Annotated in this window: 16 protein-coding genes; 8 read left to right on the top strand and 8 right to left on the bottom strand. The window is 72.9% G+C overall.

The window, feature by feature from the left end; translation table 11 throughout:
- The first annotated feature begins 72 nt into the window (after positions 1 to 72).
- The 3 genes from ACH4MY_RS11570 (at position 73) to ACH4MY_RS11560 (ending at position 5,376) form a co-directional block, all read left to right on the top strand.
- Complete coding sequence (locus ACH4MY_RS11570; RefSeq protein ID WP_398000942.1) at positions 73 to 1,137, top strand: glucose-1-phosphate thymidylyltransferase; 1,065 nt, start codon at positions 73 to 75, stop codon at positions 1,135 to 1,137.
- Positions 1,134 to 2,075 carry a dTDP-glucose 4,6-dehydratase gene (gene rfbB / locus ACH4MY_RS11565; RefSeq protein ID WP_398000940.1) on the top strand — a complete coding sequence of 314 codons (942 nt, stop codon included), beginning with the start codon at positions 1,134 to 1,136 and terminating at the stop codon, positions 2,073 to 2,075. Before ACH4MY_RS11570 ends, rfbB begins: the two co-directional genes overlap by 4 nt.
- A gap of 196 nt (positions 2,076 to 2,271) precedes the next feature.
- A complete protein-coding gene (locus ACH4MY_RS11560) occupies positions 2,272 to 5,376 on the top strand; it encodes an alpha-amylase family glycosyl hydrolase (protein ID WP_398001661.1) in 3,105 nt (1,034 codons plus the stop codon).
- An 84-nt stretch (positions 5,377 to 5,460) separates the two neighbouring features.
- Here the strand turns inward: ACH4MY_RS11560 and ACH4MY_RS11555 are convergent, their stop codons facing one another.
- The 4 genes from ACH4MY_RS11555 to ACH4MY_RS11540 all read right to left on the bottom strand — a co-directional run bounded on the left by ACH4MY_RS11555 (position 5,461) and on the right by ACH4MY_RS11540 (position 11,003).
- Entirely contained in the window at positions 5,461 to 7,506 is a 2,046-nt protein-coding gene (locus ACH4MY_RS11555; protein WP_398000938.1) for a radical SAM protein, read from the bottom strand.
- Between the two features lie 94 nt (positions 7,507 to 7,600).
- Complete coding sequence (locus ACH4MY_RS11550; RefSeq protein WP_398000936.1) at positions 7,601 to 8,533, bottom strand: aldo/keto reductase family oxidoreductase; 933 nt, start codon at positions 8,531 to 8,533, stop codon at positions 7,601 to 7,603.
- Positions 8,530 to 10,041, bottom strand: coding sequence for a GMC family oxidoreductase (locus tag ACH4MY_RS11545; RefSeq protein ID WP_398000934.1), 1,512 nt, complete (start codon positions 10,039 to 10,041; stop codon positions 8,530 to 8,532). Before ACH4MY_RS11545 ends, ACH4MY_RS11550 begins: the two co-directional genes overlap by 4 nt.
- Complete coding sequence (locus tag ACH4MY_RS11540; RefSeq protein WP_398000931.1) at positions 10,038 to 11,003, bottom strand: adenosine kinase; 966 nt, start codon at positions 11,001 to 11,003, stop codon at positions 10,038 to 10,040. The genes ACH4MY_RS11545 and ACH4MY_RS11540 overlap by 4 nt, the downstream gene beginning before the upstream one ends.
- Positions 11,004 to 11,286: 283 nt before the next feature.
- On the opposite strand from ACH4MY_RS11540, the gene ACH4MY_RS11535 reads away from it, so the two are divergent.
- Positions 11,287 to 12,423, top strand: coding sequence for a S1 family peptidase (locus ACH4MY_RS11535; protein WP_398000928.1), 1,137 nt, complete (start codon positions 11,287 to 11,289; stop codon positions 12,421 to 12,423).
- 64 nt (positions 12,424 to 12,487) lie between these two features.
- Here ACH4MY_RS11535 and ACH4MY_RS11530 read toward each other — a convergent pair whose 3' ends face one another.
- A complete protein-coding gene (locus ACH4MY_RS11530) occupies positions 12,488 to 12,943 on the bottom strand; it encodes a cupin domain-containing protein (protein WP_398000925.1) in 456 nt (151 codons plus the stop codon).
- Positions 12,944 to 13,089: 146 nt separating this feature from the next.
- Between ACH4MY_RS11530 and ACH4MY_RS11525 the strand changes: the two genes are divergently transcribed.
- The 3 genes from ACH4MY_RS11525 (at position 13,090) to ACH4MY_RS11515 (ending at position 16,396) form a co-directional block, all read left to right on the top strand.
- Positions 13,090 to 13,998 (top strand): LysR family transcriptional regulator, encoded by a 909-nt coding sequence (locus ACH4MY_RS11525; protein WP_398000923.1) that lies wholly within the window; start codon positions 13,090 to 13,092, stop codon positions 13,996 to 13,998.
- Between the two features lie 81 nt (positions 13,999 to 14,079).
- Positions 14,080 to 15,153: a chitinase gene (locus ACH4MY_RS11520; RefSeq protein WP_398000920.1), complete on the top strand. Its 1,074-nt coding sequence runs from the start codon at positions 14,080 to 14,082 to the stop codon at positions 15,151 to 15,153.
- A gap of 337 nt (positions 15,154 to 15,490) precedes the next feature.
- On the top strand, positions 15,491 to 16,396 hold the full coding sequence (locus tag ACH4MY_RS11515) for a DUF1684 domain-containing protein (protein WP_398000918.1): 906 nt from the start codon (positions 15,491 to 15,493) through the stop codon (positions 16,394 to 16,396).
- On the opposite strand, the gene ACH4MY_RS11510 is transcribed toward ACH4MY_RS11515, so the two are convergent.
- A complete protein-coding gene (locus ACH4MY_RS11510; RefSeq protein ID WP_398000915.1) occupies positions 16,386 to 17,675 on the bottom strand; it encodes an amidohydrolase in 1,290 nt (429 codons plus the stop codon). The genes ACH4MY_RS11515 and ACH4MY_RS11510 overlap by 11 nt on opposite strands.
- Positions 17,676 to 17,827: 152 nt before the next feature.
- On the opposite strand from ACH4MY_RS11510, the gene ACH4MY_RS11505 reads away from it, so the two are divergent.
- Complete coding sequence (locus tag ACH4MY_RS11505) at positions 17,828 to 17,998, top strand: thiazolylpeptide-type bacteriocin (protein ID WP_030757923.1); 171 nt, start codon at positions 17,828 to 17,830, stop codon at positions 17,996 to 17,998.
- Between the two features lie 100 nt (positions 17,999 to 18,098).
- On the opposite strand, the gene ACH4MY_RS11500 is transcribed toward ACH4MY_RS11505, so the two are convergent.
- The gene (locus tag ACH4MY_RS11500) at positions 18,099 to 20,051 is read right to left on the bottom strand and encodes a TOMM precursor leader peptide-binding protein (RefSeq protein ID WP_398000912.1); all 1,953 of its coding nucleotides are present in this window, start codon (positions 20,049 to 20,051) and stop codon (positions 18,099 to 18,101) included.
- Positions 20,048 to 20,803, bottom strand: a complete 756-nt coding sequence (locus ACH4MY_RS11495) for an ABC transporter permease (protein WP_398000910.1) — start codon at positions 20,801 to 20,803, stop codon at positions 20,048 to 20,050. The genes ACH4MY_RS11500 and ACH4MY_RS11495 overlap by 4 nt, the downstream gene beginning before the upstream one ends.
- Position 20,804: the final 1 nt, after the last annotated feature.

Below are 20,804 nucleotides of genomic sequence, written 5' to 3'. Positions count from 1 at the left end.
ACATATGCCTCGATCACGAGGAGGGACCGTGCACAGACACCCCCGTACCGCGCCCGACCGAAGGCAGACGATGTGAAAGCCCTGGTCCTGGCCGGTGGAACCGGCAGTCGACTGCGCCCGTTCACCCACTCCGGGACCAAACAGCTCCTGCCGATCGCCAACAAGCCCGTGCTCTTCTACGGCCTCGAGGCCATCGCGGCGGCCGGCATCCGCGAAGTGGGCCTCGTCGTCGGCGACTACGAGGACGACATCCGTCATGTGGTCGCCGACGGAACGGACTTCGGACTCGACATCACCTATGTGCGCCAGAGCCGGCCGCTCGGCCTCGCCCACGCGGTGGCCGTGGCAGGCGACTTCCTCGCCGACGACGACTTCCTCGTCTACCTCGGGGACAACTACCTCCAGGACGGCATCGCCGGCTTCGTCGCCCGCGCCGCCTCGCAACCCGCCGCGGCCCGGCTGCTCGTCACACCCGTCCCCGACCCGAGCGCCTTCGGAGTGGCCGAGGTCGACGAGGACGGACTCGTCACGGGCGTCGAGGAGAAGCCCCCGAGCCCGCGCGGAGACCTCGCGCTCATCGGCGTCTACGCCTTCACCCCGGCACTGCACGAGGCGGTGCGCGCGATCCGCCCGTCACCCCGGGGCGAACTGGAGATCACCTCCGCCATCCAGTGGCTCGTCGACCGCGGACACCAGGTACGGGCCGAGAGGACCACCTCCGTGTGGCGTGACACCGGAAGCGTCGACGACATGCTGGAGGTGAACCGGCACGTCCTGGACGGCCTCACCGGACGCCTCGACGGCAAGGTCGACCAGGACAGCGCCGTCGTGGGCCGGGTCAGCCTCGCCGAGGGCGCCGTGGTCCGGGGATCACGGATCACCGGGCCCGTCATCATCGGCCCCGGGAGCGTCATCAGCGACGCCGTCATCGGCCCGTACACCTCGATCGGCGCCAACTGCCGGGTGCGGGAGAGCTCCATCGAGGCCTCGGTCCTGCTCGACGGCGCCGACGTCGAATGCGCCGGCCGCATCGAACGCTCCTTCATCGGCCGCGGCGCCGTCGTCGCCGCACCCCGCTTCCCCTACGCCCATCGACTCGTCCTCGGCGACCACAGCAAGGTGCACCTCACCCCATGACGCGACGCATCCTCGTCACCGGCGGCGCCGGCTTCATCGGCTCGGCGTACGCCCTCCACATGCTCGGCCCCGCCGGACCGCCCGACGTGTCCCTGACCGTCCTCGACAAGCTCACCTACGCGGGCGACCCGACCCATCTGGAGCCGCTGCGGGACCACCCGCGATTCCGCTTCGTACGCGGCGGCGTCGAGAACGCGCCGCTGGTCGACCGGGTGGTGCCGGGGCACGACGAGATCGTGCACTTCGCCGCGGAGTCCCATGTCGACCGGTCCATCGAGGACGGCGCGCCCTTCGTCCGGACGAACGTCCTGGGCACCCAGACCCTCCTCGACGCCGCCCTGCGGCACGGCGTGGCGACCTTCCTGCAGATCTCCACGGACGAGGTCTACGGATCGATCGACACCGGCGCCGCGACGGAGGAGGACCCGCCCCGGCCCACCTCCCCGTACGCGGCCTCGAAGGCGGCCGCGGACCTCATGGCGCTGGCCTACCACCGGACCCACGGCCTGGACGTACGCGTCACCCGGTGCTCCAACAACTTCGGCCCGCGCCAGTACCCGGAGAAACTGATCCCGCGCTTCGTGACCGCCCTGCTCGCCGGGGGCGACGTCCCCCTGTACGGCGACGGCTCCCAGGTCCGCGACTGGCTCCACGTGGACGACCACGTGGCCGCGCTCGAACTCGTCCGCACCCGCGGCCGCGCCGGCCGGGTGTACAACATCGGCGGCGGCACGGCCCTCACCAACCTCGAACTCACCCGTCACCTGTTGGAGTTGTGCGGCGCCCCGGCCGACCGCGTCACCCGGGTGACGGACCGCAAGGGACACGACAGGCGGTACGCCGTCGACGACACCCGGATCCGGCGGGAACTCGGATACCGGCCCCGCGCCGACTTCGACCGCGCCCTCGCAGACACGGTGCGCTGGTACACACCGTGACCGGACGCGCCCGGCCCGCCGCCACGACCGTGGCGCACGCCCCGCCGGGAGCGACCGGCCCCGGCCGTGTGGACGCACCGACACCACCCCTACGGGAAGGGACCCCGCAGTGAATCGAGCACACGCCCCCGCACGGGCCGTGCGCACCCGCGGGCGACGCGCCGCCCGCGTCGCCCTCGCCACCACGGTCGCCCTCATGGCCACCGCGGTCACCGCACAACTCCCGGCGTCCGCCACCCACCGGACCCCGCCGCCGCCCTCCGACCGCGCGCTCGCCGCCCAGCCCGCGCGGCACGACCTCACCCGCGAGCAGTTCTACTTCGTGCTCCCCGACCGCTTCGCCAACGGGGACACCTCCAACGACCGGGGCGGTCTCACCGGCAGCCGTACACAGACCGGCTACGACCCCACCGACAAGGGCTTCTACCAGGGCGGCGACCTCAAGGGCCTCACGGGAAAGCTCGACTACATCAAGGGCCTCGGCACCACCGCGATCTGGATGGCGCCGATCTTCAAGAACAAGCCCGTCCAAGGCGTCGGAAAAGACGCGTCCGCCGGCTACCACGGCTACTGGATCACCGACTTCACCCAGGTCGACCCGCACTTCGGCACCAACGAGGACCTGCGGAAGCTCATCGCGGCCGCCCACCGCAAGGGCATGAAGGTCTTCTTCGACGTCATCACCAACCACACCGCCGACGTCATCAGGAGCGGTGAGAACGCGTACGGCTACCGCTCCACGGGCGCCTACCCTTACCTGGACAGCACCGGACGGCCCTTCGAGGACACGGCCGTGACACCGGAGGTGACCGGGGAGAGCTTCGCCTACACCCCCGTGGTCCCCGAGGCCGAGCGCGACGTGAAGAAGCCCGCCTGGCTCAACGACCCGGCGATGTACCACAACCGGGGCGACTCCACCTTCGTCGGTGAGAGCGGGCTGCACGGAGACCACACCGGCCTCGACGACCTGTGGACCGAGCGCCCCGAGGTCGTCCGCGGCCTCGCCGAGATCTACCAGAAGTGGGTCGAGGACTTCGACATCGACGGCTTCCGCGTCGACACCGTCAAGAACGTCGACATGGCGTTCTGGACCCGATGGGCCACCGCCCTCGACGCCTACGCCGCGAAGCGGGGCCGCGAGGACTTCCTCATCTTCGGCGAGGTCCTCTCCTCGGACCCCTCCGTGACAGCCCCCTACGTCACCAGGGGCAGGCTCGACGCCACCCTCGACTTCCCGCTCCAGCAGGCCGTCCGCGGCTTCGCGTCCCTGAGCGGCCCCGCGTCCGACCTCGGCGCCGTCCTCGCCCAGGACTACCGGTACACCACCGACAAGGCCAACGCCTACGAGCAGGTCACCTTCCTCGGCAACCACGACATGGGCCGCATGGGCGGCTACCTGCTCAAGGACAACCCGGACGCCGACGGCGGCGAACTCCTCGGCCGGGCCCGCCTCGCCAACGAGGTGATGTTCCTGACCCGCGGCAACCCCGTGGTCTACGCCGGCGACGAGCAGGGCTTCACCGGCGCCGGCGGCGACAAGGACGCCCGCCAGACCCTCTTCGCCTCGAAGGTCGCCGACTACCTCGACGACGACCAGCTCGGCACCGACCGCACCCACGCCACCGACGCGTACGACACCGGGCACCCGCTCTACCGCTCCATCACCCGCCTCTCGCGCCTCACGGAGGAGCACCCCGCGCTCCGTGACGGCGTCCAGATCGAGCGGTACGCGGACCGGGGCGCGGGCGTGTACGCGTACTCCCGGATCGACCCCCGGGAACGGACCGAACACCTCGTCGCGGTCAACAACGCCGCCGAACCGAGGACGGTCACCCTGACCACCGGCACCGCCCGCACCCTCTTCGCCCCCCTCTACGGCGACACGAAGGCGCTGCGCAGCGACGGCGACCGCCGGGTCACCGTCACCGTGCCGGCGCTCTCGGCCGTCGTCCTCAAGGCCCGCAACCCGATCGAACGCCCGCGCACCGCGCCCGCCGTCACCACGGTCGCCCCCGCCGCCGGAGCCACCGGCGACGTGGAGATCTCCGCCGAGATCAAGGCGGGAGCGGGATCGGAGGCCGCGGGGAGAGCGGGATCGGGAGCCGGCGAACTGAACCGCGTCGTCTTCGCCGCCCAGGTGGGCAACGGCCCCTGGCAGGTCCTCGGCTCCGCCGACCACGCCCCCTACAAGGTCACGCAGCACCTCTCCGACCAGGTGAGGGAGGGCACACCGCTCCGCTACAAGGCGGTTCTCGTGGACACCCGCGGACGGACCACGAGCGACCTCGCCTCCTCCACCGCCGGAGCCCCCGCCGCCCCGGGCCGCCCCAGCGCCGTCGACCGCGACCACGCGGTCGTGCACTACCGGCGCCCCGACGGCGACTACACCGGCTGGCGGCTCATCTCCGGGACGGCCACGGCCGGGTTCACCGGCCGGGACGCCTTCGGCGCCTTCGCGTGGGTCAAGGTCGACCCGACCACCGGAACAGTCCCGTACACCGTCGAGAAGGACGGGGTCACGGACGGACCCCCGCGCACCGTGGAGCTCGGCCGCACCGGGGAGGTGTGGATCGAACAGGGCGGTGCGGGCCAGTCCGAGACGGTCCCGGACGGGGTCTACCCACCGCAGGACGGCACGAAGGCCGTCATCCACTACTACCGGCCGGACGGCGACTACACGGGCTGGGGACTGCACACCTGGACCGGGGCCGCGACCCCCACCGACTGGGCGAAACCACTCGCGCCCGTGCGCCGGGACGCCTTCGGCGCGGTCTACGAAGTGCCCCTGGCCGACGGGGCGGCCTCGCTCAGCTACATCGTCCACCGGGGCGACGAGAAGGACGTTCCCGGTGACCGGTCGCTGGAGTTCGGCTCCCACGGCAAGGAGGTGTGGCTGCTCGGCGGCGCCACCGGCTACCTGCTGCCCGGCACCCGGACCGCCCCGGACCTCGACCTCTCCCGGTCGAAGGCCACCTGGCTCGACGGCACCACCCTCGTCTGGGACGTCAAGGCCACCGACTCCACCAGCCAGCAGCTCGTGTACGCCCCCGAGGGGAGCATCACCGTCGAGGACGGAGCCCTCTCGGACGAGGGACGGTGGCTCCGGCTCGTCCCGGCCGTCCTGACCGACGAACAGCGGGCCGGCCACCCGGACCTCGCACGCCACCAGGCCTTCACCGTCGATCCCCGGGACCGCGACCGGATACCGGAGGCCCTGCGGGGGCAGCTCGTCGCCACCCAGCGGAACACCGGGGGAGCGCTCCTGTCCGCGACCGGGGTGAGCACCGCCGACCCGCGCTGACACCGCGCACCGCACAGCACGGTGCCCCTCGGACCGCATCCGGTCCGAGGGGCACCGTGCTGTCGGTTCCCGCTCCCGTGGTGATCAGCCGCGCCGCAGCACCTCGCCCCGGGCACGCACGAGCCGCGGGGCGCGCAGCTCCCGTGCGAGCAGCCGGCCGGCCACCTCGTCGGGCGAGTGCTCCGCCGCGAGCGCGCGCACGCCGGCGATCAGCGCGGTCACCGACCGCTCGTCGAGCGGACCCGCTCCGTCGAGGAGAAGGTCGAGCGCGAGGTCGACGGGCCCCGCCGTCCCGCCCGCGGTCTCCTCCTCGGGAGCGTCCCCTTGGCCGGCCCGGCGCAGGGCCGCCGCCTCGGCGGGCGGGAGGAGCGCGGCGTACCCGTCGAGCTCCTCATCGGACGCGACGAGGAGAAGGTGCTTCGCCAGCAGCGCCGCCTCGGCGAAGGGCTCGTGGACCGCGAGGGGCGCGAGCGTCACCGCCGGGAGCCCGAGCACACAGCCCGCGTGCAGCAGGATCTGCCGGACGCGCGCGGACGCGGGATCGTCGGGCAGCAGCGCACCGGTCCGGGACAGGAACCGCGCCACGACGCCGAGCGCCGCCTCCGTGTCCAGGGTCTCGCCGCCGCGGAAGTACCGGCCGAGGTAAGCCCGCCACCAGGCCAGCTGCACCCCGTAGAGCTCCGCCACCAGCTGCTCGTAGGAGGACTCGGGCACCAACCCCTGCCCGGTCACCTCGCGGAGGGTCGGTACGAGTTCGCGGTACACCAGCCGCAGCCAGGTGTGCGGCGAGCGCTGTACGCCCCAGCACTGCTCCTGCGCGTGGTCGGCGAGGAGCTCCTCCACGCCCGTCGCGCCGGCGATCAGGTCGCGGCGGACACCCGACGCGGTGACCTCGAAGCCGTACAGGTGGTCCTCGGACAGCGGGGGACGCGGTACGGGCAGCACGTCGTCGACGAACCGCTCAAGGGCCGCGAAGTCACGGAGCAGGGCCTCGGAGGCCGGCGGCGCGATCCGGGGGTGGAGCGGGTCGACGAACCGCCCCTTGATCTTGGCGATCTCCTCGGACAGGGCCTGGTAGAGGAAGACCTTGTCGAAGCGGTAGCTGAAGGACAGCCCGATGTACGGGAAGACCGTGCACCCTCGGCACTCCGGACGGAAGCCGACCTCCTCGTCCCGGACCCGCAGGAACTCCTCGTCGCGGACCAGCTCCGCGAGGTCCCGGTCCCACAGGACGGAGTTGTCGAACGCGTGGTAGCAGGGGAGGACGAGGCGCCCGTCCGGGCCGACGGTCAGGATGCGCTTGTTGGCGGAGCAGTGCGTCGGAGCCGTCGGGTCCTGTGCCTCCACGTATTTGCGGAAGTGCAGGTTGATCAGCGAGAAGGGCTCGTAGAGCAGGCCGAGCAGCAGATCGGGTATCGAGCCGTCGGCCGGTCCCGGCACCTCCTCGGGACGGGCCGGCCCACAACCGCCGGCCCCGCCGGCGACCGGCTTGCCGTTCTGCTCGATCACCTTGAGCTTCCTGGCGGTACGCCGCACGTCGCGCACGGTGTCCTGCTCGTCGAAGTACTCGAACATGGTGGAGAGGTAGATGGTCACCCGGTTCTCCCGGGCGAAGCGCAGCAGCTCCGGCACCTCGTCCACGTTCTCTCGGGTGACCACGCAGATGAGCTTCAGATTGCCCGAGCCGGAGGCGACGACACCCCGGATCACGTCCAGTGCGCGGTCGAGGGTGGGCACCCCGCGGATCGCCCGGTACCGCTCGGGGCGGAGCGTGTCGAGCGACACGTTCATGGTGTCGACGTACGGCACGATCGCGTCGATGTGCTTGGCGAACCGGATGCCGTTGCTGGTGATCTCGACCGTCATGCCGAGGGACTTCGCGTGCTGGACGATGCCGTCGATGTGCGGGTGGAGCACCGGCTCGCCGCCGGTGAAGTCGACGTACCGCACACCGAGCGCGTGGAGTTCGTCCAGGATCCGGCGGCCGCCTTCGAGCGTGAGCTCCTCGTAGCCCTTGAACTTGTCGTCCTGCCAGACGTTGCAGTACCCGCACAGGGAGTTGCAGCGGAAGGTGATGTAGAACCGGGCCGACTCGAAGGAGCCCGCCACGGGCGGGGCGATGGTGGTCACGGGGTCTCTCCGTAGGGAAAGGCGGGAACGGGCGGCGGGAGGTCCCGGGCGCCCGGCGGGAGCGGAAGCGGGGGCGGGGGCGGGGGCGGTTCGGTCACGGCAGCGGGGCTCCCCGCGCGACGGTCCACAGCTCGTACCACTCCTCGTGGGTGAGCCCGGGCGCCCGGGTCACGGCGTCACGGCAGGCCCGGATGCGGCTGGGGCGGGTGGTCCCGATGACGGGCGCGATGCCGGCGGGGTGCTTCTGGAGCCACCACAGCAGGATCGTCTCCGGTGTGGTGCCCCGGCGTTCCGCGAGGCGGCTCACGAGCCGCCCGGCCGGTGTCGCCCCGGGGTCGCCGAACCGTCCTCCGGCGAGCGCCCCCCAGGCCTGGAGCCGGATGCCCCGCTCCCCGCAGTACTCGGTGGTGCCGGTGGGGAAGCCGACCCCGGCCGCCGCCGGGGTGTTCACCAGGACACCCTCCTCGACCCAGTCGCGGCGGTGGAGACTCATCTCCAGCTGGTTGACGGTCAGGGGCAGGCCGAGGTGGGACTGCAGCCGCGCGATCTGCGGCGCGCTCATGTTCGACACCCCGAAGCGGCGCACCAGACCCTGACGGTGCAGCGAGGTGAGGGTCTTCGCGATCTCCGCCGGGTCGGCGAGGGGGTCGGGCCGGTGGAGCAGGAGGACGTCGACGAAGTCGGTCCGCAGCCGGGTGAGGCTCTCCTCCACGCACCGGGCGATGGTCGGGCCCCGCAGGTCGTACAGCCCCGGACGGCCGTCCTCGGGGAGGCGGATGCCGCACTTGGTCTGCAGGGTGATCCGTTCGCGCAGCCCGGCCGCCCGGGACAGCACCTCGCCGAAGACCGCCTCGGACTTGCCGTACCGGTAGATGTCGGCGTGGTCGAACGCGGTGATCCCCGTGTCGAGCGCCGCCTCGACGGCTGCCTCCGCGTGGGCGATGTCCTCGGGGCCGTACGGGGTGGTGTCCCAGCCGCCGCCGAGACCCATGCATCCGTACAGGGGGCGGGTTTCGGTCAGGATCACGGGGTCGCTCCCGTCGTCATGGCCTCCGCGAGCAGCTCGGCGAGGGCGAGGACCGGGAGCTGGGTGTTGGCCGCCGGAACCGTCGGCAGGACGGACGCGTCCGCCACACGGAGGTTCTCCACCCCGTGGACACGGCCCTCGCCGTCCACCACCGCGGCGGGATCTCCGGCCGGCCCCATCGCACAGGTCCCGACGGGGTGCCAGTACGTGCCGAGCCGGGCGCGCAGCTCCGCCTCGGGAAGCTCGTGCGCGGGCGGGCCCGGGGGAAGCGAGGCGAGCTCCTTGAAGGGGGCGGACTCCGCGAGCCGGCGGGCGGATTCGAGGCCCGAGCGCAGCACCGCCAGATCGTGGCCGCCGGCGTCGGAGAGGAACCCCGGATCGATGAGGGGCGCCGCGGTGTGGTCGGCCGAAGCCAGCCGCACACTGCCCCGGGAGACCGGCTTCATGAGGAAGGCGGACACCCCGGCCTCGTACTCGCCCGGCGGCAGCGAACCGAAGAGCGGCGCGCCTGCGGAGGGAAGGACGTGCAGGTCCCACTCGCCGGCGGGGGAGAGGCCGCTCGCGATCCTGAGGAGGACCCGGCTGACGTACAGCTCACCGCGTGCGTCCTTCGCCGCCAGCGCCGCGTTCAGCTCGGGTGTCGGGACGAGCGGCAGGAACACCCCGGGCTGGTCGCTGAGGTTGGCCCCCACACCGGGAAGGTCCACGGCGGGGGTGACACCGGTGTCGCGCAGGTGGCCGGCGGGGCCGATGCCGCTGCGCAGGAGCAGGGCCGGTGAGCCGAAGGTCCCGCACGCCACCACGTACCGGCCGCCGGTCACCGTACGCGGACCGGCGCCGTCGTGGACGACGACCCCCTCCACCCGGCCGTGACGGACGATCATCCGGTCGGCGACGGCGTCGGCCAGCACGGAGAGGTTCGGACGACGGCGGGTGTCGGCGTCCAGATAGGCGAAGGCGGCGTTCCACCGCCGCCCGTCCACGGCGTTGATCAGCGGGGAGCCGTAGCCGGGGGAGCCGGGGCGAGCCATGTCGACCTCCCCGTATCCGAGTGCGCGCGCCCCTGCGAGGGCCGCGTGACTCCACGCCGAGAGCTCGTTCCCGGGCACCCGGCGCAGCCCCATCCGGTCCACCGCTCTGTCGCGGTACGGCTCCATCGCGGCGGCGGTCCAGCGGGGGCCGCCGGCCCGCGCCCACTCGTCGTGGTCGGCCGCCGAACCCCAGGTGTTCCAGCAGCCGTTGACGCAGGAGGAGCCGCCGAGGACTCGGCCGCGGATCCGGTGGGCGGGCGCGTGCTGTTCCCAGACGTCGTCCCGCGCGAGCGCGCGGGCGTTGAGCGTCTTCCGGGGCCAGTCGTCCGGGCGGGGGCCGTAGTCGGGGCCCGCCTCGACGAGGCAGACGGTGCGTCCGGGGTCCTCGCTGAGGCGTGAGGCCAGCACGCAGCCGGCCACGCCGCCGCCCAGGACGACGACGTCGTAGGAGGCGGCCGCGGGCGGGGCGGAGGTCATCGCACCGCCTCCGCCGGGCCAGGGCCACCGGCCCCGGCGCCGCCGGTCCCGGCGGAGCCCGTCAGTTCGGCGACCTCCTTGAGCAGCCCGGCGCGGTCGATGGCGTCGCTCCCGGTGGCGGGCACGGTGCACGCGTACGCTCCGGCCACCGCGCCGTAGAGGGCACAGCGGTCGAGGGCCTCGCCGTTCAGCCGGCCGAAGAGGAAACCGGAGGCGAACGCGTCGCCCGCGCCGTTGGAGTCGATCACCGGCTCGCGGGGCGCGACGGCCGGCACATGGACGAGCCCGTCGGCGGTCAGCACGTACGCGCCCTCGGCCCCCGCGGTGGCGACGACGACCTCGGCCCGGCCCCGTTCCAGGATCCGCCGCATGGTCCGCTCCGGGTCGGGCAGTGCCGTGGTCGAGACGAAGACGAGGTCCGAGCCGTAGGCGAAGGGCTCGTGGTACGGGTTCTCGCCGTCCCAGTTGTGGAGGTCCGTGGAGACGGTGAGGCCCGCTTCGCGCAGCTGCGGAAGGGTGAAGGCGCAGGGGTACGTGATGGAGACATGGGCGTGGCGGCTCGCCGACGCGAGGGAGCGGACCAGTTCCTCGGGCAGCCGGTCGGACTCCTGGGAGCGGCTGTCGTCGTAGAGCGAGAGCCGACGGCCGTCGGGGCCGACGAGGTTGACGGCCCGCTTCGTCCCGCCGGGCAGGGGCACCTCGGTGAACCCGATGCCACGGTCGCGGTGGAAGGCCCTGATGAGGTCGCCCGAGGGGTCGTCCCCGATCATGTCGAGGTGGTGCGTCCGCAGGCCGAGGGCGCTCAGGCCCAGTGCCACGAAGTCGCCGGTCTGTCCGGCGCGGGTCTCGATGCCCGGCCGGATCATGTAGCTGTCGGCGTACGGCAGGGGGAGTTCGGGCACGTACACGATCGTGTCGACGCCCGATCCTCCGAGGACGAGGACGTCGTACTGGCTGCTCATCAATGTTCCTCTCGTGCACGAGGGATGGCGGCCAGCCTCTGCGCGGGCTTCGCGGGCGGGCTGACAACTGCCTGTGACCGCTGGTGAGTTAAGCAGCCGGTGACGCTCTCAGCAAGATCTTGCAGAGTGTTTCAGCAAGCAATTGCGGACGTTCGCACGCCTCGGCCCTCCGGCCGGAAACTGTGTGCGTGGTATGGACCTGACAAGTGAGCTGTCGCTAACGTGACTCTCGCGTTCGCTTGAGAGCGCTCTCAACGCCTGCTCCCCCACTAGGAGGCACACTGTGAAACGCACTTCCGCCGTGCGCGCGGCCGTCGCGGCCCTCTTGCTCACCGTCGGACTCGGCGCCGGATACGTGGCCCCCGCGAGTGCGAGCCCCGCCGCCCCCGCGGCCTCGGACGGACTTCTCGACGCGATGCGCCAGGACTTCGGGCTCACGGCGCGGCAGGCCGAGGAGCGGCTCGCGGCCGAACGCACGGCGGCACGCGTGGAGTCCGAGGCGAAGAAGGCGGCGGGCGGCTCCTACGGCGGCTCCTGGTTCGACACGCGCACCGGACGGCTCGTCGTCGCGCTCACCGACCGCGCCGAGGAGGCGGACGTCCGGGCGCTGGGCGCCGACACCCGGATCGTCCGCCACAGCGCCGGCGAACTCGACCGCGCCAAGGCCCGGCTCGACACCCGCACCGCCCCCGCCGGTGTCGCCGGCTGGCACGTCGACTCCCGCACCAACAGCGTCGTCGTCACCGTCGTCGGCGCCGAGCGGAACGCGCCCGCCGTGCGCGCCTTCGTCGAGCGGGCGCGCGAGACCGGCCCCGTCACCGTCGCCGAGACGGCGACCGCACCCCGCACGTACGCCGCCGGAACCGTCGGCGGCGACCCGTACTACACCGGCAACGTCCGCTGTTCCATAGGCTTCTCCGTGCACGGCGGCTTCGTCACCGCCGGGCACTGCGGCCAGGCCGGAGCGGCGGTGCGGGGCTGGGACGGGTCCGCCATGGGCACTTTCCAGGGCTCCTCGTTCCCCGGCAACGACTACGCCTACGTGAGCATCCACAGCGGCTGGTGGACGGTCCCGGTCGTGCTGGGCTGGGGAGCGGTGCCGGACCGGCTCGTACGGGGCTCCGCCGAGGCTCCGGTGGGCGCGTCCATCTGCCGCTCCGGCTCCACGACCAAGTGGCACTGCGGCACCGTCCTCGCCAAGAACGAGACGGTGAACTACAGCCAGGGCGCCGTCTACCAGATGACGAAGACCAGCGTGTGCGCGGAGGGCGGTGACTCCGGTGGTGCCTTCATCAGCGGCGACCAGGCCCAGGGCGTCACGTCCGGCGGCTGGGGCAACTGCTCCTCCGGCGGCGAGACCTGGTTCCAGCCCATCAACGAGATCCTCGGCCGCTACGGGCTGACGCTCCACACGGCCTGATCCCGCGCGCGGCCCGGTGCGCACACCGCTCGGTGTCGCACGGGGGGCGTGAGGCCGGACGACCTCACAGGAAATGCACGTCGTACTGGTCCTGCAGTGGCAGAAGCTGATCGAAGGTCTCGAGGCCGTGCTGGATGCGGCCCAGGGACCGGAAGTAGCCGAAGCGGTCGACTCCCGGTGTCAGGACCACGAGCAGTTCCGTGGTCGAGCCGGGAGCGGCACCGAAGGAATGCGGCACCCTGGGCGGGACGGAGACCAGTCCGCCGACGGGCACGGTCGTCGTACGACCGTCCAGGGTGAACCGCGCGGAGCCTTCGAGCACGTAGAACAACTCGGTCGACCGTGCGTGGTAGTGCGACCTGGCGCCGGCCGCACCCTCGCCGAGGACGAGACGATTGGCCCCCAGCGCGCCCTCCGTGTCGCCCGCGTCGGCGAGGAGACGGAACCCGCCGCCGTGGGGGAGCCGTACCTCCTCGGCCTCCTCGGGGCGTACCACCAGCGCCTTCCCGGTCTCGGGCATCGTTCCTCACTCCTTCGTCATGGATCTCCGGTGCGGGTTCCATTCGAGCCCGGGAAGACGTTCCGCACCACAGGCGGTTGTCGACGACAGAAATCACCGTTCGTGATGAATGGGCCGGGCAGGGATCGAGAGGGACGGACAGCCTCATGGAGCTGCGCCAGCTGCGGTACTTCGTGGCCGTGGCGGAGGAGGGCGGCTTCGGGAAGGCCGCCGAACGCCTCGGCATCGTGCAGTCGGCGGTGAGTCAGCAGATCCGGCGGCTCGAACGCGAATGGGGCGTGGTGCTCTTCGAACGCACCACCCGGCGTGTCGGTCTCTCCGGCGCGGGTGAACGGCTCTTGCCCGAGGCCCGCGCCGTACTCGCGACCGCCGAGCACGCCGCGCGCGTGGCCGCCGACATCACGGCCGGCGACGACGGGATCCTGCGCCTCGCCGCCATCCACGGCCCGGGCGACCGCATCGACCGCGTCCTCGGTGAACTCGCCACCGGCGCACCGCGACTGCAGGTGCGCCTGTACCGGCTGCCGGTCGCCGGCAGACTGGCCGCGGTGCGTGCCGGAGAGCTGGACGCGGCCCTGGTCCGGGCGGTCCCGAGCGCGCCCGGGCTCGAACTGCTGCCGCTGTGGAGCGATCCGCTGTACGTCGCACTGCCGGAGAGTCATCCGCTCGCGGCCGAGCGGGAGCTCCGCCTGGAGCAGCTCGCCCGGCTCCCGCTGCGACTCTCACCCGGGGGCAACCCGCCCTTCCACGAGCTGGTCACCGGCGCCCTGCGCGCCGTCGGGTCCCGGCCCGTCCCGGGGCCGCCGTTCACCGATCTCCGGGCCACGCTCGCCGCGATCGGTACGGCGCGGGCGGCCTCGTGGACCCTCTTCTACGAGGTGCGCGGGGTGCCGTCGGCCCCTCGGGTGGCCGTCCGGCCGCTCGCCGGCCTCGCCGTGACCACGTCGCTCGCCGTACGGCCGGGTCCGCCGGGGCCCGCGCTGCGGCATCTGCTGCGATCCCTGCGTGCCGTCGAGCGGAAGCGGTTCAACACCCTTGTACGCGAGGGTGGTTGACGAAAGGTCTGGACCAACCTACGGTCTGCTGGAGCGCGCGCCATGCCCAGGACCATCCCCCCCACGTCCCCAGGAGCACGCATGCCAGGCTCTCGCATCGCCCGTGTCCTCGGAGCGGGCCTCGCCGCCCTGCTCGCGGCCGCCGCCCTCACCGCCCCCGCCACCGCGGCCTCCGCCGCCCCGTCCGCCGCGGCGGCGGACACCTGTGCCCTCAAGCCGAAGCCCACCGGCAAGGTGCTCCAGGGGTACTGGGAGAACTGGGACGGCGCGGCCAACGGCGTCCACCCGCCCTTCGGATGGGCGCCCATCGACGACCCGCGCTTCGCCGCCCACGGCTACAACGTCATCAACGCCGCCTTCCCGGTGATCCGCTCGGACGGCACGGTGCTGTGGGAGGACGGCATGGACAGCACCGTCCGTGTCGGCACCCCCGCGCAGATGTGCAACGCCAAGGCGGCCGGAGCCACCATCCTGCTGTCGATCGGCGGCGCCGCCGCGGGCATCGACCTGAGCTCCCGCGCCGTCGCCGACCGATTCGTCGAGACCGTCGTGCCCATCCTGAAGAAGTACAACTTCGACGGCATCGACATCGACATCGAGACCGGCCTGGTCGGCAGCGGCAGCATCGGCACCCTCTCCACCTCGCAGGCCAACCTCGTGCACATCATCGACGGCGTCCTCGCCCGCATGCCCGCCGGCTTCGGACTGACGATGGCGCCGGAGACCGCGTACGTCACCGGCGGCAGCGTGGCCTACGGGTCGATCTGGGGGTCGTACCTCCCGATCGTCAAGAAGTACGCCGACAACGGGCGCCTGTGGTGGCTCAACATGCAGTACTACAACGGCAGCATGTACGGATGCTCGGGCGACTCCTACTCCGCGGGAACCGTCGCCGGGTTCGTCGCGCAGACCGACTGTCTGAACCGGGGCCTCGTGATCCAGGGCACCACCATCCGGGTGCCGTACGACAAGCAGGTCCCCGGCCTGCCGGCCCAGCCGGGCGCGGGCGGCGGCCACATGGCGCCGTCGCTCGTGGCGCAGGCGTGGAACCACTACGGCGGTGCGCTCAAGGGCCTGATGACCTGGTCGGCGAACTGGGACGGGTCGAAGGGCTGGACCTTCGGAAACAACGTGAAGGCCCTCCAGGGCCGCTGAGTCCGGCCCCGGAACGAGCGCGTGCCGTGCCCCGGACCGAGGATCCCGCACCAGGGACCTCTGGCCCGGGGCACGGCAGTTGTGCTTTGCTGGCCCCATGACCCTGCTCGTGATGCGCCGCCACGTGGACTACGTGCGCGTCACGACCACGGCCTGTTCCGGCTGACCCGAGGCCCTCGTCCCGGCAGCCGGCCGTCGCCCGCGTGCGACCACCGTGCCCCCGTCCCACCCGAGCGCCACCCTTCGACGGCCCCCGTCCGGGCCCGTCGTCACGGGCGCGAGCGGCCTCCCTCGGCAGCCGATCACCAGACGCGCGCACCCGACTTCAGGAGGACCGATGAGCGTCCGCAACGTCCCCGACGCACCCGCCCCCGCACCCGCCCCTGCCGACGCCGACACCAAGTCCGCGACCGGACCCGGCGCCCCCGGCGCCCCGGACCCGGCCGCCTTCGCCGCCGAGTGGGAGGACTGGCACCGCACCAAGGACGCCCGGCTCGCCTCCGAGCACGGCTTCCTCGCCATCACCGGACTGCACTGGATCTCCGACGAACCGCAGCGCTTCCCCGGCGTCCCCGGGGCCTGGCGGACCGGACCCGACGGCGTCACCGTCGCACTCGACGAGGGGACCGAGTTCGTCGTCGACGGCACCGCGGTCCGGGGTCGGTACGACTTCGGGGTCATCCCGGAGCGCGGGGGCGTCGACGCGGTCTGGGGAGACACCGTGATCGAGGTCGCCAAGCGCGGCGGCCACGACGTGGTCCGGCCGAGGCACCCCGGCCACCCGCTGCGGGCGGACTTCGCCGGAACACCCGCGTACGCGCCCGATCGCCGCTGGGTGGTCACCGGCCGGTACGAGCCCTTCGCCGAGCCCCGTCCGACCACCGTCGGCGCCAGCGTCGAGGGGCTGCACCACGTCTACGACGCACCGGGCCGGGTCGTCTTCCGCCTCGACGGCCGGGAGCTGAGCCTGACCGCCTTCAACGGACACACCCCCGGCACCTTCACCGTGCTCTTCACCGACGCGACCTCGGGCGTCACCACGTACGCGGCCAACCGCAGCCTGCGGGTCGAGGCGCCCGGACCCGACGGCGAGGTGGTGCTCGACTTCAACCGCGCCACCAACCTGCCCTGCGCCTACACCGACTTCGCGACCTGCCCGCTGCCCCCTGCCGAGAACCGGATCCCGCTGGCCGTCGAGGCCGGGGAGAAGATCCCCCACGAGCGCCGTCCGGTCACCTTCTGAGCGCCGGGCCCCGGCCGGCCGGCTCCCCGCCCGGGGGAACGGCCAGCCGGTTCAGGGCCGCGGCGGTGAGGGCGGTGATCGCGGCCGGCAGGGCCGTGCGCACGTCGGGAGCGAACAGCGGGGAGTGGTTGGGCGGGAGGCGGCCGCCCGAGGCCGCCCACTGCCGTGGGCTCGCGGTGCCGACCATCCAGTAGACGAGCGGAACGTCCTTCTCGCCGTGGAGCGCGACGCCCGCCTCGCCGTACAACGGGAAGTCCTCCGAAGCCATGGACGGCGGCCAGTCGGCCACGCGCTCCGAGCCGAGGAGGACGGCATGGGCGTCGCGTACCGCCCCTGTCGCGGCCGGATCGCCCCACAGGGCCGGAGTGCGGGACACGGTCGTGATCTCGGGTTCGCGCGGACAGGCCGAGGCGGCGCACTCCGCCCGGCAGATGCGCTCCACCGCGCCGAGCGCACGGTCGAGGGAGGCGTCCGTCAGCGCCCGCACCCCGATGCCCAGCGCGGCCGTGTCCGGGACCACGTTCACCGCCGTGCCCGCCCTCAGGGTGCCGACGGTGAGGGTCAGCTGGTCCGCGGGGGCGCTCTCGCGGGACACGATCGTCTGGAGACGGGTGATCACGGCCGCGGCCGTCACCACGGGGTCCACGGCGAGGTGGGGGGTCCCGGCGTGCCCCCCGCGCCCGTGCAGGACGACGTCCAGGGCGGTGCTCGCGGCGGTCAGCGGACCGTACGGAGTGCCGTGCGCGACCATCCCGGCGGGCAGCGGTGCCGCGTGCTGGGCGAGGACGACGTCCGGTCGGCCGAAGCGTCCGTACAGTCCGTCCTCCAGCATCGCGCGGGCACCCGTGAGCGTCTCCTCGGCCGGCTGGCCGAGGACGACGACGGTCCCCCGCCAGTGGGCGGCCGTCCGGACCAGCAGGTCCGCCGTCCCCGCCGCGGCGGAGAGATGGAGGTCGTGGCCGCAGGCGTGCATGGCGCCGTTCCCGCTCGCGTACGGCAGTCCGGTCCGCTCCGTCAGGGGCAGGGCGTCCAGTTCGGCCCGCAGATAGACCCGGGGGCCCTCGCCGTTGCGCAGGACACCGGCCACACCGTGACCGCCGATGCCCCGGGAGACCTCCATTCCCACGGCCGCGAGCCGGTCCGCGAACAGCGCCGCCGTGCGGCGTTCCTCGCCGGACACCTCCGGTGAGCGGTGGACGTCCAGATAGAGGGTGAGGGCGGGACGCACCGCCGGCCCGGCCGAGGCGAGGGCGGGGTGAAGGGGTTCGGGCCGGTTCACACGGGGCTCCAGGGGGAGTGGGCGCGCCGCTGGCGTTCCGTGCCAGCGAAGTGCGTGCGGGAGACATGCCGAACGGTGAGCGGGGAGCGGTGGAATGAGGGATGTACACCCCCGGTCGGTCCCGTGCGGGACCGTGGTCATGAGGAGGCGCCATGAACAAGGACCTGAGCACGCTCGCCGACGAGATCCTCGAGCTCGAGGCCGAGACCTTCGAGATCTCCGACTACTCGGACGCCAGCGAGGTCGTGCTCGCCGGTTCCACCAGCACCAGCTCGACCTCGACCTGCAGCTCCACCACCAGCACCACCTCCTGCTCGGCCTGATCGACCGCCCCACGGCCGGATCGCGGCCGGAGACGCGCCCGGTGTCCGCTTCCTCGGACACCGGGCGCCTTCCGTCGCGCACGTTCCACGGTCCGCTCCGCTACGGGAACGGATGCGGGACCCCGCGGATCTCGTCGTCGGTGAGGTCCTTCGCGCGATGGCCCCCACGGCGCAGCGCCGTGCGCAGCCGCGGCATCAGCGGCGCCCGCTGCCGGTTCCAGCCGAAGTCGATCGGCAGCAGCCCCGGCACGAGGGTGCTGACCGTGCACAGCCCCATCCGCTCCTGCTCCGGGGTGGTCTGGTCGACGACGATCACGTCGTGTCCCGCCTCCGCGAGCAGCTGCGTCACGGCCCGGACATCGTCCCGCAGATCGCCGGTGCGAGGCCGTCCGGTCGCCTCCCAGTCCCGGTAGACCTCGTCGAAGGGGCGCACCGCGAGGGGATCCAGATAGCCGCGCGCGTGCTCCGCCATCCGCGGCAGCCCGTACAACTGGGCGTGGTCCTTGAGATGACGGACCCGGTGGAAGTCCTCGGCCATGGCCTCCAGTTCGGATCGGCGTTCCCGGGTCTGGCGGGAGAGGTGCGGGATGTAGGTGAGCACCTCCGACAGCGCTCCCTCCACGGCCGACCTGGGATCCAGGGAGGCCGCCGCGGCGAAGGAGAGGGTGCCGAGGCCCCCGTCGCGGCGGACGGCCACCGCGGTGACCACGGGCACGGGCAGATCGATGCGGTTGTCCAGGACGTGGACGTCGTACCCCTGGAGCGCCGCGCGTTCCGCCATGGCCGCGGCGGTCCGGCTCCCGACGGTGGCCAGGTCGATCTCGGTGAGCCGGGCGTCGCCGTACCAGGCGTTCAGGAAGGCGTCGCGTTCGACGAGTTCGAGGAGTCCGCCCAGGGCCGCCTCCTCGACGCTGCCGCCGATGGCGCAGCCGTTGGAGCACTCGAAGACGAAGTTGTCGGACGCGAGACCGGCGCTGTAGTACACCAGCCGGGAGGGCACCAGGACCGGGCGCTCGTCGCGGAGCGACCAGCCCCACTCCCAGGGGATCGCGCGGTCCGGGTCGAACGGGTCGACCAGCGGATCGTCCCGGTAGGTGCGCGGGTCGTAGAAGCCGCACACGGCCGGGTCGACGGCATCGTCCCGCAGCTCGTTCCACGACCCGGTCACGGGTGTGCGCGGACCGCGCCGATGCGTGCCGGCGTACCGCTCGAGACCCTCGAGGAAGGCCAGGGTGCGGCTGGTGGAGAAGGTGTTCTCCTGCCCGCTCCAGGTGACGTCGTTGAGACCGGCGTACCCGCGGACGAAGACGCTCCCGGCGACCGGAGCGGTCGTCGGGGAGGTGACGCTGATCCAGGTGCCGCCGCCGAGCGCGCCGCAGACCGGATTGGCCAGGGCCTCGCGCGGGAGGGGGTACGAGGACGCCGGCCGCAGCCGGTACGTACCCGGGTCGGGCTTCTGCCGCTGGACGAGGTCCATCGCGCGGGGCCCGGCCGGGACGGCCGCCGGGGCGCAGTCGGGGCAGAGCGGATCGGCGAGCAGCGGGTACGTACGGACCGCGAGCGTCGCCAGGTCGAGACGGGACACCTGGGGCAGCGCCCGGTCGGCGGGGTCCGCCGCCGCGGGCTCGGCGCCGGGACCGTCGAGGACCGCCCCGCAGAGCGCCGCGACCGCGTCGTACACATGGTCGGTGAACAGCGGCCACCTGCCGGCCGGGCGTGGACCCTCCGGACCGCCGGTCTCCAGCGCGTCCCGCTCGCTGCGGCTGCGCAGCCGCTGCCAGCGCAGCGCCAGACAGCGTCCGCAGGCGGGCGCCGTCCCGTCGCCGCCCCAGGGGCCGACGAGCACGGCGGACGCGGTGAGGTGGACACGGGCTCCGGCGCGTTCGGCCGCCCAGGGGTCCGGGGCTCCCCGGCCGCCGAGCGGGGCGGCGGCGTCCGTGGCGCCGACCGGGACGACGGGCAGGTCCCGGCCGAGGCGTCCGGCGAGCGCGGACCGGAGCCCGGCCCGCGCCTGCTCCATCGGCAGCGGCAGAGTGCGCTCCGCGGTGCTCATGACGACCTGGTCCAGCGGAAGGTCTTCACCGCGACCGCACCGAAGACCACGGCGAACACGAGGAGTCCGACGCAGCCCACCCACACGTCCGAGGCGTCGCCGCGGCCGGCCAGCGCGTGGGAGACGGCGTCGTTGAGGTAGCGCAGCGGCATGGCCAGGGAGACCTTCTGCAGCCAGGACGGCATGGAGTCCAGCGGGAAGAAGGACCCGGACAGGAACGCCATGGGCAGCATGAGGAAGTTGGCGACGGCCGCGACGGACTCGGGGGTGTTGGCGAAGGACCCGATGATCACCCCGAGCAGCAGGAAGGTGGTGATGCCCAGGATGAGGACCGGGATCAGCAGCGGCCAGCCGGAGGCCGGCCGCAGGCCGAACACCGGCAGCATCGCGACCCCGACGAAGAGCAGCGACTGGACGGCGCCGACGGCGAGGGCGATCGCGTAGCGGGAGCCGATGACGGCGGAGAGCGGGGCCGGGGACATCCGGATCAGCCGCAGGATGTCGTCGGTGCGCCACTGCATCAGGGTGAACGCGATACCGAAGACGGCGGCGTTCGCCACGCCCCAGGACAGCACGCCGGCCGCGGTGTACGAGAGGTAGGACAGACCGCTCTCCTCGACGGCCTGGCCGCGGAAGATCAGGCCGAAGACGACGAGGAAGAGGAGCGGGAAGGCGAACGTGAAGAAGAGGGTGGTCCTGTCGCGGACCTGGGCCCGGTAGCCCGCCCCGGTCAGTGCGGCGTAGGCGCTCATG

The sequence above is a fragment of the Streptomyces sp. NPDC017246 genome, from assembly GCF_044331325.1.
Classification (GTDB): domain Bacteria; phylum Actinomycetota; class Actinomycetes; order Streptomycetales; family Streptomycetaceae; genus Streptomyces.
Note: the sequence above shows the minus strand (reverse complement) of the source record. Positions and strands in the feature narration are given on the sequence as shown.